This is a genomic window from Bradyrhizobium erythrophlei (assembly GCF_900129505.1).
Lineage (GTDB): Bacteria > Pseudomonadota > Alphaproteobacteria > Rhizobiales > Xanthobacteraceae > Bradyrhizobium > Bradyrhizobium erythrophlei_D.
In genome coordinates this window covers 4,053,973-4,070,453 of record NZ_LT670818.1, presented here as the reverse complement: position 1 = coordinate 4,070,453, position 16,481 = coordinate 4,053,973, and the positions used below count along the sequence as shown (strand labels likewise).

At 60.8% G+C, this 16,481-nt stretch carries 12 protein-coding genes and 1 pseudogene; 6 read left to right on the top strand and 7 right to left on the bottom strand.

The window, feature by feature from the left end:
• Positions 1–76: 76 nt before the first annotated feature.
• The gene (locus tag B5525_RS18895; RefSeq protein ID WP_079567365.1) at positions 77–457 is read left to right on the top strand and encodes a hypothetical protein; all 381 of its coding nucleotides are present in this window, start codon (positions 77–79) and stop codon (positions 455–457) included.
• A gap of 317 nt (positions 458–774) precedes the next feature.
• Here the strand turns inward: B5525_RS18895 and B5525_RS18890 are convergent, their stop codons facing one another.
• The 5 genes from B5525_RS18890 to B5525_RS18865 form a co-directional block, all read right to left on the bottom strand.
• Positions 775–1,020, bottom strand: a complete 246-nt coding sequence (locus B5525_RS18890; protein ID WP_079567364.1) for a hypothetical protein — start codon at positions 1,018–1,020, stop codon at positions 775–777.
• Between the two features lie 1,035 nt (positions 1,021–2,055).
• Complete coding sequence (locus B5525_RS18880) at positions 2,056–2,511, bottom strand: tautomerase family protein (RefSeq protein ID WP_079567363.1); 456 nt, start codon at positions 2,509–2,511, stop codon at positions 2,056–2,058.
• Positions 2,512–2,585: 74 nt separating this feature from the next.
• Positions 2,586–3,176: a tautomerase family protein gene (locus B5525_RS18875; protein WP_244567945.1), complete on the bottom strand. Its 591-nt coding sequence runs from the start codon at positions 3,174–3,176 to the stop codon at positions 2,586–2,588.
• 135 nt (positions 3,177–3,311) lie between these two features.
• A complete protein-coding gene (locus B5525_RS18870; protein ID WP_079567362.1) occupies positions 3,312–4,061 on the bottom strand; it encodes an SDR family NAD(P)-dependent oxidoreductase in 750 nt (249 codons plus the stop codon).
• Between the two features lie 28 nt (positions 4,062–4,089).
• Positions 4,090–4,380: a hypothetical protein gene (locus B5525_RS18865; protein ID WP_172899924.1), complete on the bottom strand. Its 291-nt coding sequence runs from the start codon at positions 4,378–4,380 to the stop codon at positions 4,090–4,092.
• Between B5525_RS18865 and B5525_RS18860 the strand changes: the two genes are divergently transcribed.
• Both B5525_RS18860 and B5525_RS18855 read left to right on the top strand, forming a co-directional pair.
• Positions 4,370–4,954 (top strand): MarR family winged helix-turn-helix transcriptional regulator, encoded by a 585-nt coding sequence (locus tag B5525_RS18860; protein WP_244567944.1) that lies wholly within the window; start codon positions 4,370–4,372, stop codon positions 4,952–4,954. The two genes, B5525_RS18865 and B5525_RS18860, sit on opposite strands and share 11 nt — an antisense overlap.
• A 173-nt stretch (positions 4,955–5,127) precedes the next feature.
• Positions 5,128–6,153: an aldo/keto reductase gene (locus B5525_RS18855; protein WP_079567359.1), complete on the top strand. Its 1,026-nt coding sequence runs from the start codon at positions 5,128–5,130 to the stop codon at positions 6,151–6,153.
• A gap of 41 nt (positions 6,154–6,194) precedes the next feature.
• Here the strand turns inward: B5525_RS18855 and B5525_RS18850 are convergent, their stop codons facing one another.
• Together B5525_RS18850 and B5525_RS18845 are read right to left on the bottom strand one after the other, a co-directional pair.
• Positions 6,195–6,983 carry an enoyl-CoA hydratase/isomerase family protein gene (locus B5525_RS18850; protein ID WP_172899923.1) on the bottom strand — a complete coding sequence of 263 codons (789 nt, stop codon included), beginning with the start codon at positions 6,981–6,983 and terminating at the stop codon, positions 6,195–6,197.
• Positions 6,984–7,232: 249 nt separating this feature from the next.
• Positions 7,233–8,036, bottom strand: a complete 804-nt coding sequence (locus B5525_RS18845) for an SDR family NAD(P)-dependent oxidoreductase (RefSeq protein ID WP_079567357.1) — start codon at positions 8,034–8,036, stop codon at positions 7,233–7,235.
• Positions 8,037–8,170: 134 nt separating this feature from the next.
• Between B5525_RS18845 and B5525_RS18840 the strand changes: the two genes are divergently transcribed.
• The 3 genes and pseudogenes from B5525_RS18840 to B5525_RS18830 all read left to right on the top strand — a co-directional run bounded on the left by B5525_RS18840 (position 8,171) and on the right by B5525_RS18830 (position 16,460).
• The gene (locus B5525_RS18840) at positions 8,171–8,677 is read left to right on the top strand and encodes a MarR family winged helix-turn-helix transcriptional regulator (protein WP_079567356.1); all 507 of its coding nucleotides are present in this window, start codon (positions 8,171–8,173) and stop codon (positions 8,675–8,677) included.
• Positions 8,678–8,981: 304 nt separating this feature from the next.
• A complete protein-coding gene (locus B5525_RS18835) occupies positions 8,982–14,828 on the top strand; it encodes an AAA family ATPase (protein WP_079573533.1) in 5,847 nt (1,948 codons plus the stop codon).
• Between the two features lie 120 nt (positions 14,829–14,948).
• Positions 14,949–16,460: pseudogene (locus B5525_RS18830) on the top strand (IS1182 family transposase).
• The last annotated feature ends 21 nt before the right edge of the window (positions 16,461–16,481 follow it).

Sequence of the window (16,481 nt, the reverse complement as noted above, 5' to 3'; positions counted from 1 at the left end):
AGCGCGCAGACCCTGATGGTGGCGGGCGGTTGGTGAAGCCTCTTCGAAACCGCCCGCGTTTTGAAGGAGAACAGTCATGGAGCAGAGCTTTCAAGCCAGGAAGGTACCGTTCGACATTGATGCCCTACTTCACCCTTCGAGGGCCTTTCGCCACCCGCTCGATGTCGTGCGGGATACCGACATGACGGCCGCGGAAAAACGCTCGGTGCTCGCATCCTGGGCGTCAGACGCATGCGCAATCGAGTCCAATCCAGCGCTACGGGCTACCGCAACGGGGAATGTCGTCAATTACGACGACATCATCGATGCGCTGCAGTCCCTCGATGCCGGGCAGTCCGCGGACACGGTGACCTACGCGTTCAAGCGCCGGCAGCGGCGCAGACGATGGAGCGACTGGAAAGGCCGTGGACGCGGCGGGCCAGACAACGGCGACGTAGGCTCCAGCGCGTTCGGCTGAGTCGACTCTGGATGGGCGCGCAAGGCTCACCAGCAGCCTTCGCGGCCCATCGTTTTTCCCGAGGCGATTGATTTCCGGCCTGCGAAATCTATGTCGTTCGTCACGGCAATGGGCCCCTTGTCTGCGGCTCAGTCGCCTTCAGCCGGACGAGTGATCCCGCGCCCGGCGACCTCGGTGAGGCGACGGTGATCCGGAAATTCGGCAAAGTTCCTGACGACCTGAGCGCGCTCTGATGCGAGGATTGCGGACGGATGTCGGTCGTGCGGCTGCCTTAGGGAAATCGCAGAACAGATAGTTCGCTCAGGACGAGACCGGCATCAACCGTCCTTGAGCACGGACTTCACCTCCGTTACCGGCCAGCTTTCGCCGGCGGGTATCACGCGCACCCTTCCGCCCTCGCCTATCAGCGCGTGAGAACTCACCTCGTCGTCGATGGGGACGACCGTGAGGTCCGTCTCCGGCTTCCAGTTCAGGGTGAGGTCGAGGTCACCCGGGAAGATCTGCCATCGCGAACGGTCGTCCAGCTCGACGATATGGCTCTCGGAATGGGATCGGATCTTCATCGCATCTCACGGTGTGCAGCGGAGTGCGCAGGATTTCCGGAGAGGCGCTCGCCGGACTATCAGTGGTGCGTGATGCGGATTCACAGTGAGTGAGTTAGCGCGCGTCGCCCTTCCGGTGGAGAAGATCAGAACAACTGCTTAGCCGCATCACCGCTTTTCAGTTTTGTTCAGGTTCGAATTTTTTTTAAGCGGTTGCTTCTGTTAGGAGACACCAAATCCAAGTTACATCTGTAACGGTGGACTCGCTTGAGCGCGCTGCGCGCGACCCGCGCATAACTCCTTCCTGACTTTAAATTTAACGTGGCGCGGGTCGCGCAGAGTTGAGCGACGGGACTTGCTAAGGTCAGTGGCGATTTTGCAAAACGAGTGTCACCTGCAAGGGGCGTCGTGGTTGGGAGCGATATCTCTGACGGAGAATGATGATGCGCAAGAAGGTTATAGCGTTGTTGGCGGTCGCGTCCGTTGGCCTACCCCGACAACTCGGCGACCGGTTAAGTCCAGAGGATTAGTGCCCTTCGACCACAAACAGGATACGCGGGAATCCGGCCACGGTTTCCTTGCGCTGCCAGTCGCGCTGCAATTCGCAGATCAATTGCACCCAACTTGTCGATTTCGAATCCCTCCACGTCCTACATCCGGCCGAATCTACGATATAGCGCGATATCCTGAGGCTAAGCGCCCCTCCCCGAGCCTGATTCCAAACTGATAGACTCTCCACCTTTTCCTGATCTGTCACGGGATCCTGTTTGCGCACGAATGGCCGCTTTGCGCCAGAAGCGGTCATTCGAGCTTTGGCGAATACTGCGGTCGCGGCGTAACGGCAAAAAATTCGCGCCGACTATCTATTCCGCGATGAAACGCTATCTCGACATCATCTAAGAGCATTTTCTGCGCGAAGCTCGCAGCGAAATTCTGATGTCGATTGCTTTTGGTTCGCTGCGCGAGAAGGTCGCATCCTCTCGCTTTGACTTGTGGGCACTCTTCCGATTTGTGCCAACATTGGAAGCGGTTTGCGCGGCCCTCCCCCTTGAAGGATTAAAGCTCAAAGTTTGCCTTTGTTGTTCCCAGCTTCGCCAGGTAGGTCCTGAGGGACCCGGGAAGACTTTCAAACCAGGCCTTCTCCTGCCCTGGCGCGGGCAAAACGTGTCCGTATTCGATCATATCTGTGGGGTCCAGGTTGCAAAGATAGATCCAGATGCTTTCTTGCCTAACGCTCGTGATGAGGCTGATGTCTTTCATCATCTTCGTCATCAAGCCAGTCCGCTGTTCCTCGGTGCGACCGGTACGTATGTCACCGCGGACCCAGATGTGATCAGACGTCTTTTCGCCGCCCAAATAGCGATCCGCTTGGACCTCCTCGATTACCACTTGCACGAAATACGAAGGGGCGCCGGTCGCCTCGCTATGGCGAAAGGTGATCGCGTCCACAATCTGACGTTTTTGATCTGGGCTGAACCGGTCTCTTGGCAGGTAACACACGTAGGTTGGCATCGATCTCTCCTTATGGACGAATTTCTTTTTCGAACGAACCCCGTTTCGCCCGAGGCGACGTTGTGCGTTGCATGTCACTTCGGCGCATATTGCATTTCGCCGTCGCCGAACGACCAGTCTTCACGATTTGTGTCGACCAGGTTGATCCAGATATCCTCCTTTCGCACATGAGCCTTCTCGTGGATCTCGTCAGCGATCCGGCGAAAGAATTTCTTCTTCACGTCGACCGAACGCCCGCTGACCCAGGTGATCTGTATGATGATGAGGTCGCGTGTATAGTTCAGGCCGAGATAACCCTCCTCGGGGTATATGATTTCGTCGGGAGCATGACGCGTTACTACCTGAAACTTGTCGTGCAATGGTACATTGGCGACCTCAACCATGGCACGATAGATCGCTTCGCTCACTACGCGGATACGCTCGGGCGGCGCGTCCTTACCCAAATCTATTCTCGCCAACGGCATCGTTGATCTCCTTTCTCCATATCGAACAGCCTCGGGTTGTCGCTCATCACGCGCGTGCGGTGGATCAGCCACGCCCGCCTTCATCGCGACACTCACGACCGCCCCAATAAGCAAACCCGCCTTTAAAACGCCGCGTCGGGGGTACGCGGAGGGCTGCGCCTCTTCGTCCAGTCGACCGATTTTGATTGAATCAAGGAGCATGGACATAGGCTCCGTCTCAATGTTGATGGACCTTGTACGAAACGCTGGATGCGATGCCTCAAGTTGACCTGCAGTCCAACGTGCCGGAGCCGGCGAGGTGGGTGGACGTGGGTGAGAGAGCGGACCGCATGTTCGTCAGATCTGGGCTATGCCGCCATCGACGAAGATCTCGCTGGCCGCGATGAAGCTGCTGTCGTCGGAGGCCAGGAAGGCGACGACCTTCGCAACCTCCTCGTCGGTTCCCGTTCGGGCAAGGGGCGTTATGCTTGCCGCGTAAGCCATGAAGCTGTTCAGGGCGTCACGGCTGGCGGCGGCGTTTTCGTGCGCGGGTGACGGGATCACGCCAGGGCTGATGGCGTTGACCCGGATGCCCTGGCCCCGCAAATCCGACGACCATGTCCTGGCGAAGTTGCGGACCGCCGCCTTTGAGGCGCTGTAGACGCTCCAATCGGCCCAGCCTTTTGAGGCGACGATCGAGGCGTTCAAGATGATCGAGCCCCCCGGCCCCATCAGAGGCAGGGCCTTCTGGACGGTCCAGATCACACCCTTCACATTTACGTCCAGCTGATTCTCGACGTGCTCCTCCGTCAGGCTGCCGAGTGGCGCCTTGGTGACCACGCCGGCATTCGCGAAAACGACGTCGACACGTCCTACTTCACTGCGGATCTGGCCGTAGAGGCGGTCGAGATCGGCCGGCTTGGAGACGTCGCCCTGGACGGCCTTGGCACTCGGTCCAAGAAGGGCGGCGGCGGCATCGAGTTCTGCCTGCCTGCGGCCCGTGATGTAAACGCGCGCGCCTTCTTTCACGAAAACCTTGGCCGTCGCCAGGCCAATTCCGGAGTTTCCACCAGTGATGACAGCGATCTTTCCATCGAGTTTCGGCATATCTTCCTCAAGCTTGTCGGATGAACCATCAGTTTCGGGGAGCGAAGCCGGAATATGGCTTCAGTGGAACGATCATCGGAGACTGCAGGTAGCCTTCGCGGATGAAAGGAAGCGCGTTGAACTTTTCCGCGACTTCGTCAGACGAAGCGGCTTCCACAATTGCGCAGGCGCCTCCGGCGTCACCGCGAAGCCAGATTTGTCGAACCAAACCGACCGCGTAGAGGTCACGTATCATCTCGAACTCCGCCTCCCTGAGGTCTGCGGGAGCAGGCTTTTCCCCCCTATCGGGATGCCAGGAGAACAGGGTCATGAACTGCATTTTGAGCGCTCCAGTTGATACCAGCATATGCTTGCATTTGGCAGGATATCAGCATATGCTCATAAATCAAGACGGAGACCATCACATGAACGAGAGAACCCGGTACGCACGACCGGAAAGCGCAGGACGCTGCCATTGCACGGAATTGCGAAAGGCTTCGCGACGAATCTCGCAGCTTTACGATACTGCGCTCGCACCGAGCGGCCTGAAGACGACGCAGCGTGCGATACTGGCGGAAATCGGGCGTTCCGAGCCGACGACGGTCGGCGCACTTGCCGACGCGTTGGTGATGGACGCCGGCGGTCTTGCTCACACCTTGAAGCCGCTCACCCGCGAAAAGCTCGTCACGATCGCTGTCGATCCGCAGGACCGGCGCAACCGGCTGATCAGTCTGACCCCCTTGGGACGGTCCAGGCTCTTTAAATCGGATGCCCTCTGGGAGGCCGCGCAGCGGAGCTTCGAAGCCGCGTTTGGAGCCACCGAATCCGAGGACTTGCGCGTAGTGATGCAGTTTCTCGCAGCGAACGACTTCACCGAAACTTTCGAAACGGCGCTGGCATCGACCGGCCGGTAAATATTCCGGAGATATCATGATCGATTTGAGAAGCGACACTTGCGGCCGGCCGGCGCCTTCTGCCTCGTCGCATCACTTCTCTTCGTGACCCTGTCCAAGCCAGGCAAGCCGAACGTCGTTCCCGCCCCGGCTCGAACAAGCCCGTCGAATGAAAACCAAGTTGGAGAAAACCAATGGACTATCGATATCTCGGTCGTTCCGGCTTCCGCGTTCCGGCCCTAAGCCTTGGAACCGCTACCTTCGGCGGCAGGGGCGATTTTTTTGCCGCTTGGGGTGATACCGGGACGGAGCAGGCGACGCGCCTCGCCGACATGTGCCTCGACTTTGGCCTGAACATGTTCGACAGCGCCGACATCTATTCCGCCGGGCTTGCGGAGGAGATCCTCGGCGCGGCGATCAAAGGCAGGCGTGATCACGTTATCATCTCAACGAAGGCAGCTTTCCGCTCGGGAGACGACGCCAATGACGTGGGTTCTTCGCGCTATCATCTGATCAACGCTTGCGAGAAAGCCCTCAAGCGCCTGCGGACTGACTATATCGATATTTTTCAGCTTCACGGCTTCGACGCCAGGACGCCGATTGAGGAGACCTTGAGTGCCCTCGACGATCTCGTTCGCGCCGGCAAGATCCGCTATGTGGGCTGCTCGAACTTTTCGGGCTGGCATCTGATGAAGTCGCTGGCGGTGGCGGAGCGTTACAATTTGCCACGCCATGTCGCGCATCAGGCCTATTATTCGCTGGCCAACCGCGAATACGAAAGTGAACTCATGCCCCTCGGGCTCGACCAGGGGGTCAGCGCGATCGTCTGGAGCCCCTTGGCGTCCGGGCGCCTCACCGGCAAGATCCGGCGGGGCGTATCCGTGCCTCAGCGCAGCCGGCGCGGCCTGAGGCCCGGAGACGGTCCTTTCGTGGAGGACGGGCATCTCTTCACCATCATCGAGGCGATCGATGAGATCGCCAGCGAGACAGGGAAATCGGTGACTCAGATCGCACTCAATTGGCTCCTTCAACGTCCCACCGTCGCGAGCCTCATCATCGGCGCGCGCAACGAAACGCAACTGTCGGAAAATTTCGGAGCCATTGGCTGGGCGCTGACGCCCGATCAAGTTCAGCGCCTGGATAAGGCCAGCCGGGTCATCCCGACCTATCCTTATTGGCACCAGGAAGGATTTGCGGAGAGAAATCCATTCCCTACCTGATAGAGGTCCAAGAAGGCACATCAGGCATCTCGCCGCCGGGTTTACTTGCCGGCAAAAGTCGCCTTGGGGAACGGCTTGCCCGAATTGATCGCCTCGGCGGCAGCGCGCAGGGCTGTCCGCGCATCCTCGGTCTCGAAAAGCGGTATCGAAAGGTCGTAGAGCTTCGCCTTGGCGGCCTTCACGCCCTCCTCCGCCTGCATGCGCCAGAGCGCCTTGGTCGCAGCGAACGCTTTTGTCGGTCCCTCGGCGAGCCGGGTCGCCAGCGCGGCGGCTTGCGACTCGAGCTCGGCGTCGTCTACGATCCAGTTGACCACGTTCCACTGCAGCATCTGTTCGGCAGTCGCCGGCTCGGAACGGAACACCATCTCGGCGGCTTTCGCGCTGCCGACACGCTCGGCGATTTGCATCATGCCGCCCTGCAGAGTCACGATGCCGACACGCGCTTCCGGAAATACGAAACGGGCGGACCTTGCGGCGAGGATCAGATCGCAGCTCAACGCGAGTTCGAACCCACCGCCGATGCATCCGCCCTGCACAGCAGCGATGGTTGGAATCGGCAGGCGTTTTAGATGGTCCAGCGCTTCGGCGAACACCTGTATCTTTGGCCGCAGGAACTCCGCGGGAGCGCCTGGCCAGTCACGTATATCCCCGCCAAGACAGAAGTCGCCGCCTTCGCCCCGGATAAGGAGAGCCCGTGCCGGGCTCTCTTCTATTCGTTGAAAAGCCTCCCTTAGCTCAACTCGCATATCGAAGTTGATCCGGTTGCCGCCGGCATGATCGAGGCTGAGCGTGGCGACGGGACCGCCGATGTCCAGGTGAGTGAACGGCACGATGTTATCCTGATGTTGAATGAAAGTGACGGCGCGGGTCGTCGGCGTCGACCTCATTTCCTTAAGCAGCGAAAGCGCCAGAACTTGTGTCCCCTCTGGCGCCGACGGCGTCCCTCGATAGACTGTAGTAATTCGTGACCACTCGATCCGCTTTTTGCGGTCGAGAGGCTCGTAGAAGATTCGTCGCTCATCGCAACAACTCTCGAGAGTTTGACCAAAGCAGAAGCGTCTTGCGCTCCGTGAGCGATGTCATATTGCGTTGTAGCGCGCGGCCGGCTTGTTGGTCTGGGTGGCGGCGAACAGCGTCGAACGGGCGGCGTCGTACTTGTCCCAAAGGCTCGCGTCCGCCACAGTGGGCCATGTGATGGCTTCACCCTTGTCGAGGCCGGACAGAGCGGCGTCCACCAGATTCTCCGCCGACATCACGGTGTCCTGGTCCAAGGCTGACAGCGGAACGCCAGATGCATCCCAAATTTCGGTTGCTGTCGAGGCGGGAAGGACCACCTGGACCTTTACGCCAGTCCCGACCAGTTCGTCTTGAAGGCCTCGGCTGAAGTTCAGCACAAACGCCTTGGTCCCGCTGTACACGGAGCTGACCGGGAGCGAATGGATCGCTAACACGGAGGCGATGTTGACGATCACTCCGTCATTTCTCGACAGCAGTGCCGGAAGAACAGCATGAGTGAGGCGCGTTACCGAAGTGATATTCAGCGCTATCTGGGCCAGGGATTGTTGCACGGGCGCCTGCGCAATCGGCGCAAGCCTGGCAAGTCCGGCATTGTTTACGAGGATGCGCACTGCCGGGTTCGTTGCGAGGACCTTTTCGACACGGATAAGGTCGGATTCCTTCGCGAGGTCAGCGGCCATCACCTCAACGTTGGCGCCAGCATAGGTCTTCAAAATCTTCTTCGAGAGGGCTTCCAAGCGGTCGGCGCGTCGCGCCACGAGGATGAGATGGTAGCCCCGGGCGGCGAGGCGGTCGGCATAAACGGCGCCGATACCTGAGGACGCTCCGGTAACGACTGCGATTTTCTTGAAACTGGCCACAGACATGGGGGTTCTCCATTGGTTGAGCCCTAAACTATTTGGGCGAGCTTAACCCCTTTTCAATGGTACAGTGCTCAACTATATTTTACACGCATGGGAAAGAAGCGTGGTCGTCCAGCGGTCGATCTGGATGACAGGGCATGGAGGCGATCGCTGTGCCGGCCGATTTTTCTTGTACGAACAACGCATTGCGCCGAGCGGCGCGTCGCCTCGGCCAACTGTATGATGAGGCGCTTGCCCCGATTGGACTAAAGGCCACGCAGGCCGGTGTGCTCGCGCAGATCAGTGAACTGGCCCGCGGTCAGCAAGGGCCGACGCTGCAGGATTTGGCGGAGCGGTTAGCAATTGGAATCTCGGCGCTAACGCACGCGCTGCGGCCGCTCGTTAGGGACGGGCTGGTTGAACTGCGGCAAGACCCCCAGGACCGGCGCACGAAGCGGGGCATTCTGACCCGCTTGGGCAAGGCCCGGCTCCGGGAGGCGTACCTGCTGTGGGCAGCGGCGAACCGCCGCGTGGAAACTGTCTTAGGGCCAGTCTCGGCCGAGAAGCTGCGAAGCTTGGCGGATCAAGTCGCCTCTCAGGAATTTCTCGACGCTTTTACCGCCCGCAAGAAGCTTGGAATCAATCCCGAGGTGACGTCCGAGTGATCTTTTGTCTCGATATCATCATAACGGACATCCGGCGGCGGCACCGCAATGACCGTTTCGTGCCAGGAACGGAAGTCATGTCGGCACGCTCCTCCTCGACAAGGCATCTCGGTTTTAGCAAAAGGCCGGCGCGGTTCTCGTCATCGTCCAGCCGTAATATGGCACCGATCCTGATACGATCGCTTTTTTCGGCGTCTGTCTTTGGATTGACGGATGAGAGCAAATGTAACCTAATCAACGACTAGAGTAGTCCTCCTGGCAGGAGGCCCTCGTGCAGGAATTCTCGAGCTACGTTTTCTCGCCGCTGCGGGAGGGAGACATCGCTCTCTACCGGGGCTCCGGCAACGGCTTGGCGCCGATCCTGCTCGTTGCCGCAGAAGAAACCTCGCCCGGTAGCGTCGAGCGGCTCGAACACGAATATGCGCTCAAAGCCGAACTTGATGCCGACTGGGCGGCGCGTTCGGTCGCGCTGACGCGCTACAAGGACCGCTTGACGCTGGTACTCAAGGATCCCGGTGGAGCGCCGGTCGATCGACTGCTTGGCCGGCCACTGGGCGTACCGCAGTTCCTGCGCATCGCGATCCCTCTCGCGGGGGCGCTGCTCCGGATGCATGAGCGAGGTCTGATTCATAAGGACATCAAGCCGGCAAATATCCTGGCGGACACTGCAAGCGGCGGCGTGTGGCTGACGGGATTCGGCGTTGCCTCGCGTCTGCCGCGCGAGCACCAAATCCCCGCGCCGCCGGCGGTGATCGCCGGCACGCTTGCCTACATGGCGCCGGAACAGACCGGCAGGATGAACCGCTCGGTGGACTCCCGCAGTGATCTCTATGCCCTGGGTGTCACCTTCTATGAAATGTTGACGGCACAGCTTCCCTTCACGGCTGCCGATCCGATGGAGTGGGTGCACTGCCATATCGCGCGGCAACCGGTGCCGCCCCACGAGCGGGTCGCGGACGTCCCGATCGCGCTCTCGGCAATCGTGATGAAGCTCCTCGCCAAGACCGCCGAGGAGCGCTACCAGACCGCCGCCGGTGTCGAGGCCGATCTGCGGCGCTGTCTTGCGGCATGGGAGTCCCAGGGACGGATCGAGCCGTTTGCGCTGGGCGCGCACGATGCCTCCGACCGGCTGCGGATCCCGGAGAAGCTCTACGGCCGGGAGCGCGAGATCGAGGCGCTGCTCGCGTCCTTCGATCGGGTCGTGGCGACCGGCACCCTGGAACTCGTACTGGTGTCCGGCTATTCCGGTATCGGCAAGTCCTCGGTGGTGAACGAACTCCACAAGGCGCTGGTGCCGCCGCGCGGCCTGTTCGCCTCTGGCAAGTTCGACCAGTACAAGCGCGACATCCCGTACGCGACGGTGGGCCAAGCCTTCCAGAGCCTGGTCCGCTCGCTGCTCAGCCAGAGCGAGGAAGAGCTTGCCCGCTGGCGGGACGCCCTGATCGATGCGCTGGGCCCGAATGGTCAACTCATGGTCAACCTCGTTCCCGAGCTGGAGCTCGTGATCGGGAAACAGCCCCCGGTCGCGGAGCTGCCGCCGCAGGACGCGCAGAACCGCTTCCAGTTGGTGTTCCGGGGCTTCCTCGGCGTGTTCGCGCGCAAGGAGCACCCGCTCGCGCTGTTCCTTGACGATTTGCAGTGGCTCGATGCCGCAACGCTCGACCTCCTCGCACATCTGGTGACCAACCCGGAGGTGCGGCACCTGCTGCTGGTCGGCGCCTACCGCGACAACGAGATCAGTCCGGCGCACCCGCTTCTGCGTACGCTCGATGTTATCCGCAAGGCAGGAGCGCGCGTGCAGGAGATCAGTCTTGCGCCGCTGGCCCGCGAAGACCTGAGCCGGCTCATTGAGGATACACTTGGGTGCACGCCGGGCGGTGCTGCCCCGCTGGCCCGACTGGTACACGAGAAAACCGGCGGCAATCCGTTCTTCGCGATTCAGTTTGTTTCTGCGCTCGCCGAAGAAGGGCTGCTCCGATTCGATCACGACGCGGCGCGCTGGCGCTGGGAACTCGATCGCCTTCACGCCAAAGGGTACACCGACAATGTGGTGGACCTTATGGTCGGGAAGTTGACCCGCCTGCCCGTCGAGACCCAGGCGGCGTTGCAGCAGCTCGCCTGCCTCGGCAACGCCGCCGAGATCACGATGCTTTCGATCGTTCTCGGGAAATCGAACGCGGACGTCCGTTCGGACCTCTGGAACGCCGTTCGTCTGGAGCTGGTCGAACATTCGGGGAGCTCATACAAGTTCACCCACGACCGAGTGCAGGAAGCCGCCTATTCCCTCATACCGGAAAGGTTGCGCGCCGAGGCGCACCTGCGCGTCGGACGGCTGCTCGCGGCGCATACCCCTCCAGAGAAACGCAAAGAGGCCATCTTCGAAATCGTCAATCAGCTCAACCGCGGCGCCGCTTTGATCACGTCACGCGATGAGCGTGAGCAGCTGGCAGAGTTCAATCTGCTTGCGGGCCAGCGCGCCAAGGCCTCAGCCGCCTACGCATCCGCGCTCACATATCTCATCACCGGAGCGACCCTGCTGCCGGAAGACTCGTGGGAACGCCGGTATGAGCTCGCCTTCGCGCTGGAGCTGAACCGGGGCGAATGCGAGTTCCTCACCGGCGCGCTGACGGAAGCGGAGCAGCGCCTGGCGGCGATATCCACCCGAGCCGCAACTACCGTTGAACGAGCCACGGTCGCGTGCTTGCGCGTGGATCTGTACACGACCCTCGATCAGGGCAGCCGCGCCATCGCCGTCGGCCTCGACTACCTCCGGCATCTGGGCATCGACTGGTCACCGCATCCGACGGAAGAGGAAACGCGACGCGAATACGAACGGATCTGGTCGCAGCTCGGGGGGCGCCCGATCGAGTCTCTAATCGATCTGCCTTTGATGAGCGACCCGGCATCGCTTGCGACGCTGGACGTTCTCGCCAAGATCGGGGTGCCTGCATTCTATACGGATGCGAACCTGCTTGCCTTGATCACCTGCCGGGGAGTCAATCTCAGCCTCGAGCGCGGCAACTGCGCCGCTTCGTGCAGCGCCTATGTCTGGCTATCCATGATAGCCCGCGCGCGCTTCGGCGACTATCAGGCGGCCGTATATCGCTTCGGTCAGCTCGGCTATGACCTGGTCGAAAGACGCGGACTGACGCGCTTCCAGGCCAGGACCTATATGGACTTTGGATATGGCGTTGTGCCCTGGATCCGACACGTCCGCGCCGGCCGCGATCTGGTGCACCGCGCGTTCGAGGCAGCAAACAAGCTCGGCGACCTCACTTACGCCGCCTACTGCGGCAACCAATTGAACGCGAACCTTCTCGCCGCGGGCGATCCGCTTGCCGAGGTGGAACGCGAAGCCGAGCGCGGCCTCGCGTTCGCGCAGAAGGCGCGGTTCGGGTTTGTCATTGACTCCATCGCCCCCCAACTCGGGCTGATCCGCACGCTGCGCGGCTTGACGCCGACATTCGGCTCCTTCGACGATGAGCAGTTTGATGAGTCCCGGATCGAGCGCCGCTTTTCAGAAAATCCGGATTTGGCGTTCGTCGAGTGCTGGTACTGGATCCGCAAGCTCCAGGCGCGCTTCTTTGCCGGCGACTATGCGTCGGCCATCGAGGCCTGGTCGAGAGCACAACGGTTGTTGTGGACCTCGGTGTCACAGCTCGAAACGGCGGAATACCATTTCTTCGGCGCACTGTCTCAAGCCGCCTCCTGCGATTCCGCACCAACCGGCGAGCGGCAGCAGCGCCTGGACGCTGTCGCTACGCATCAGAGGCAACTCCAGCTCTGGGCGGCAAGTTGCCCAGATAATTTCGAGAACCGCGTCGCGCTGATCGGCGCCGAGATCGCGCGCCTCGAAGGCCGGAAGTTCGATGCCGAACGCCTCTACGAACAGGCCATCCGCTCGGCGCGCGCCAACGGCTTTGTTCACAATGAGGCGCTCGCCAATGAACTCGCTTCCCGCTTCTACGCGGCGCATGGCTTCGAGAAGATTGCCCGTGTGTATTTGCAGGACGCCCGCCACGGATATCTGCGTTGGGGAGCCGACGGCAAGGTGCGGCAACTCGAAAGGCTTCATCCGCATCTCCGAGACGCACCAGTGCCTGCATCTCCCACTACTACCATTGGCGCGCCCGTCGAGCGGCTGGATGTCGGGACGGTGCTCAAGGCCGCGCAGGCGGTGTCCGGGGAGATCGTCCTCGCTGAACTCATCAAGACGCTGCTGCGAATTGTAGTCGAACATGCCGGTGCTGCGCGTGGGCTGCTCATCCTGTTCCCGGCCGACGAGCCAAAGATCGCGGCGGAAGCGACGACCGGCCGCGGCCGGGTTGAGGTCACGCTTCGCGACGCGGCCCCGTCGCCGGCCGAGCTTCCCGAAGCTGTGCTCCACACCGTGATCCGGACACGGGAGAGCGTGATCCTTGATGACGCCTCGGCGCAGGATCCGTTCTCGACAGATGAGTACATCTGCCAGAAGCGTGCTCGGTCGGTCCTCTGTATGCCGCTGGTGAAACAGTCCAAGCTGATCGGCGTGCTCTATCTGGAGAACAATTTGGCATCGCACGTGTTCACGCCCGCCCGGATCTCGGTCCTGAAGATGCTGGCGTCACAAGCGGCGATTTCGCTCGAGAACGCCCGTCTCTACGGCGATCTCGGGGAGCGGGAGGCCCGGATCCGCCGTCTGGTCGACTCGAACATCGTCGGGATTGTGATCTGGGATGTTCACGGCCGGATCATCGAAGCCAACCAGGCCTTTCTCGATATCGTCGGATATACCCGGGAGGATCTCACCTCGCTGCGATGGACGGAGCTGACGCCGGCCGAATGGCGCGATGTCGACGATCAGGCCTTTGCAGAGCTCAATACGACTGGAAGCGTCCGACCCTGCGAAAAGGAGTACTTTCGCAAAGACGGCGGCCGCGTGCCGGTTGTGGTCGCCCGCGCGATTTTCGATTGGAACCGAGATGAAGGCGTCGCTTTCGTGCTCGACATGACCGAGCGAAAACGGGCCGAGGTGGAATTGCGCGAGTCGGAACAGAACTACCGCATGTTGTTCGAATCGATTGACGAGGGCTTTTGCACGATTGAAGTTTTGTTCGACCAGAACGAAAAGCCGGTCGATTATCGGTTTTTGCAAATCAGCCCGTCGTTTGAACGGCAGACGGGAATCAAGAATGCCGCCGGCAGACGGATGCGCGAGATCGCGCCACAGCACGAAGAACATTGGTTCGACATTTACGGCAGGATCGCCCTCACGGGCGAGCCGATGCGCTTCGAAAATGAAGCCAAACAACTCGGACGCTGGTATGACGTTTACGCCTTCCGGGTCGAAGACGCGAGCCGCAGACGCGTCGGAATCCTTTTCAACGACATCACCGAGCGCAAGCGGGCGGAAGAGAAGCTGCGCGCCAGCGAACAGCGCCTGCTCGATGCCCAGATGGAGCTCGCACGCGTAACGCGCGTGACGTCGCTGGGCGAACTGACAGCCTCGATCGCCCATGAGGTGAACCAGCCGCTCGCTGCCGTCGTCGCCAACGCAGAGGCCAGTCTGCGCTGGCTTAATCGGGCAGTTCCCGACCTGGACGCGGCGCGCCGCTCGGTGGAATGGGTAATAAGCGACGGCAATCGGGCGAGTGAGGTGATCCAGCGCGTCCGGGCGCTGGCGAAAAAATCCGACGTTGAAATGGTACCACTCGATGTCAATGACGTCGTCAGGGAGACCATCGCGCTGGTGCACCGTGAGTTGATCAGCCACCAGGTGTTGTTGCGAACGGAGTTGGCGTCCCCTCTCCCCATGGTCCTGGGTGATCGAGTTCAACTTCAGCAGGTGATTATCAACCTGGTGATGAATGGCATTGAAGCGATGCAATCGGTCACGGATCGGTCGCGCAAACTGGTGATCCGATCAGGCCAGGACGAGACACGCCAGGTGATCCTAAGCGTGACGGATTGCGGCACCGGGATCTCCGCCGAGAATGCGGGCCGGTTGTTCAACCCCTTCTTCACCACCAAATCCAGCGGCATGGGGATGGGACTCTCGATCTGCCGTTCGATCATGCAAGGCCACGGTGGCCGGCTATGGGCCACGGCAAACCTACCCCACGGTGCCACGTTTCAGTTCACCCTGCCGGTAAGTGCAGACACGGCGTCGTAAGGTTGCGCCCGCAAGCCGTCCAAAAGAACAGGAGGCTCGGCCGCGAGTTCAGCTCTGGGTCCAGACTGTGTGAAAACCTGACCGATGCCATGATTCCCTTGCTGAATCGCGGGGGGGATGATGAAGGGTTTCGTTCAAGGGGCGGATCGCCAGCAGACGACACTGTTACCGGAATGCCTTGATGATTGGGTGGACGAGAGCAATCCTGTTCGCGCGGTCGATGTGTTCGTCGATGCGCTGGAACTGCGCGAGCTGGGGTTCGATGGCGTCAACCCGGCGGCGACCGGCCGGCCCGCGTATCATCCTTCGGCGATGCTCAAGCTTTATATCTATGGCTATCTCAACCGGGTCCAATCGAGCCGGCGGCTGGAGCGTGAGGCTGGCCGCAATCTGGAAGTGATGTGGCTGACGGGACGGCTCGTTCCGGATCACAAAACCATCGCCGATTTCCGCAAAGACAACGGCCCCGCCATCAAGAAGGTCTGCGCGCAATTCGTTGCCTTGTGCCGCAAGATGGGTCTGCTGGCGAAAGCGAGCGTTGCGATCGACGGCAGCAAGTTCAAGGCGGTTAACTCGCGCGACAACAACTTCACGAAGGGAAAGAGGAGCGGCGTCTGGCGCAGATCGAGGAGAGCGTTGCGCGCTATCTGAGCCAACTTGACACAGCCGATTGCCAGACAGCTGCCGGTGAGGTGCCGTCGGAGGAGCTTGTGGCCAGGACCACGCGGCTCAAGGAGAAGCTGATCAAGCTCGAAGAGGAGGTCAAGCGCCTCAAGGCGATTGAGAAGGAGATGCTTGCCGTCGGTATTGTTCTTTCGCGACAACCGGTGGACCGCAGCTGCCCTTCAAGGCGCCGATTGCCATGCCGGGCGGTGTGAGCGCCCGATCAGCAGGTCTCCTTCACCGATCCTGATTCCCGCTCGATGGCGACCAGCGGGCGCGGCTCTGGGATGGTCGGCTATAACGTACAAGCGGCCGTCGATACGACGAACCATCTGATCGTCGCGCATGAGGTGACCAACGTCGGCACCGACAAGTCGCATCTTGGGAACATGGCCAACCAAGCGAAGGCGGCATTGGAGGCAGAAAACCTCGAAGCCTTCGCCGATCGCGGCTACTTCAAAGGCGAGGAGATCCTCGCATGCGAAGAGGCTGGCATCACGGTCACGCTGCCAAAACCGCAGACATCGGAGGCAAAGTCCGAAGGCCGCTTCGGCAAGCAGGATTTCCGCCATGTGGCCGAAGAGGACATTTACGTTTGTCTAGCCGGTGAGACGCTCATCCACCGCTTTGGTCCTGCACCGCTATTGGAGTAACACGTGCCGGACCTGCGCGCTGAAGGCTCAGTGCACGAAGGGACCGCAACGCCGCATCACGCGTTGGGAACACGAGCACGTTGTCGATGCTGTGCAGGCCCGCCTGGACAAGAATCCGGACGCGATGCGTACTCGCCGCGAGACAGTCGAGCATCCGTTCGGCACGCTGAAGATGCGGATGGGGGCGACGCACTTTTTGATGAAGACGCTGCCCAAAGTGGCGACTGAGATGGCGCTGCACGTGCTCGCCTACAACCTCACGCGCGTGATGAACATCGTCGGTATCAAACCGTTCCTCGCAGCGATCCGGGCTTGAAGAGCGTGTCATGGTGCGCGC